Below are 1,723 nucleotides of genomic sequence, written 5' to 3' on the forward strand. Positions count from 1 at the left end.
TGCGCTCGGGGGGGGGGGGGTGCGCGGGCTGGTGACCACGGGGCCCGCCGTCGCTCCCGTGCTGGTGCGCGGCTGCTGCGAGGTGGCGGTGGTCTCCTGGGCCCCGCACGCCGGGGTGCTTCCGCACGCCTTTCTGGTGGCCCCCCCCGGGGGCCCCGCCACCGTGATCACGGGGGGGGCCGCCCACCGCCCGATGGTCGTCATGCCCCACGGGCGTGACCAGGGCGACAACGCGAGACGACTGACCGAGCGAGGCGCCGCCGTCGCCCTCTCGCGTGGCTCCTCGAGCGAGAAGATCGCCGAGGCGATCAGGCGAGTGCTCGACGGCGAGGGCTACTCGCGCGCGGCTGCTCACCTCGGTGAACAGGTGCGTTCCGCAGCCTCCTCGGGCGCCCTCGCGGACGAGGTGGAGAACCTCCCGAACCTGCGCTGACGCTCAGCTCGCGGGAGCGAGGCCGCCCGGCAACGGCGTCGCCGCCTGGGGCACGACCTCGGCCGGCGGCGGGGGACCGGGTGGGGTCCCGTCGCCCCACGGGTTCCCGCCGAGCGACTCGCGCCCGTGCGGTTCCAGCCAGTCGGACAGGTCCGGCCCGTGCGGAACGATCCCGCTGGGATTGATGTCGGTGTGCACCTCGTAGTAGTGGGACTTGATCTGCGCGAAATCGACCGTGTCGCCGAACCCCGGCGTGGTGAACAGGTCGCGCGCGTAGCACCACAGCGCCGGCATCTCGACCAGCTTGTTCCGGTTGCACTTGAAGTGCCCGTGATAGACCGGGTCGAACCGGACCAGGGTGGTGAACAGCCGCACGTCGGCCTCGGTGATCGTCTCGCCCATGAGGTAGCGGCGGGTGGTCAGCCGCTCCTCGAGCCAGGCGAGTGCGGTGAACAGCCGCTCGTATGCGGCGTCGTACGCCTCCTGCGACCCCGCGAAGCCGCACCGGTAGACGCCGTTGTTGACCTCGGTGTAGATCCGCTTCATCACGGGGTCCATCTCCTCGCGCAGCGCCTCCGGGTACAGGTCCGGGGCGCCCTCGCGGTGGTGCTCGGACCACTCCGAGGAGAAGTCGAGCGTGATCTGCGCGAAGTCGTTGGTCACGACTGCGCCGGTGGGGACGTCCACGATCGCGGGCACCGTGATGCCCTTGAGGTATCCCGGGACGCGCTTGTAGTAGGCCTCGGCGAGCCAGTGGATGCCGAGCACGGGGTCGTGCTCCTCCGGATCGAGGTCGAACGTCCACGATCGCATGTCGTGCGTCGGTCCGCACATGCCCATCGAGATCGCGCTCTCCAGCCCGAGCAGGCGCCGCACGATGATCGTGCGGTTCGCCCACGGGCACGCCCGTGCCACCACCAGCCGGTAGCGGCCGGCCTCCACGGGCCAGCCGTCGGCGCCGTCGCGGGTGATCCGCGACTCGATGTACGAGGTGTCGCGGGTGTACTCCTGGCCGGGAAGGACGTACGAGGTCTCCATGAACTCAGGCTAACGAGGCACGGACCGCCGTGGTGGGTGCGAGGCTGGCGTGATGACCGTTCCAGAGCTCCGGCTGAACGATTCCCAGACGCTGCGGGTCCTCGCCGCGACCGACCGCGAGCTGCACGTGGAGTCGACCTGGATGCCGGGCGAGCCGCCGCGTACCCACTGGCACCCCCACCCGGTGGAGACCTTCTATGTGCTCGCCGGTGAGCTCACCGTCGAGGTGGGTGGCCATCCCAGTCGCACGCT

The 1,723-nt window shown here is 70.9% G+C and carries 3 protein-coding genes; 2 read left to right on the top strand and 1 reads right to left on the bottom strand.

What is annotated here, in order from left to right:
* Window positions 1-433, top strand: a 433-nt coding sequence (locus ACOJSN_RS12055) for a glycosyltransferase (RefSeq protein ID WP_420112742.1), incomplete at its 5' end; no start/stop codon positions are given.
* A 3-nt stretch (window positions 434-436) separates the two neighbouring features.
* On the opposite strand, the gene ACOJSN_RS12060 is transcribed toward ACOJSN_RS12055, so the two are convergent.
* A complete protein-coding gene (locus tag ACOJSN_RS12060; RefSeq protein ID WP_420112743.1) occupies window positions 437-1,471 on the bottom strand; it encodes a glutathione S-transferase family protein in 1,035 nt (344 codons plus the stop codon).
* A gap of 52 nt (window positions 1,472-1,523) precedes the next feature.
* Here ACOJSN_RS12060 and ACOJSN_RS12065 point away from each other — a divergent pair.
* Window positions 1,524-1,723, top strand: a 200-nt coding sequence (locus tag ACOJSN_RS12065; protein WP_420112744.1) for a cupin domain-containing protein, incomplete at its 3' end; no start/stop codon positions are given.

It is taken from the genome of Pseudactinotalea sp., from assembly GCF_048594945.1.
Lineage (GTDB): Bacteria > Actinomycetota > Actinomycetes > Actinomycetales > Beutenbergiaceae > Pseudactinotalea.

Excerpts from the sequence above, each read along its gene's own strand:
- ACOJSN_RS12060 (WP_420112743.1), bottom strand. The coding sequence starts at position 1,471 with ATGGAGACCTCGTACGTCCTTCCCGGCCAGGAGTACACCCGCGACACC.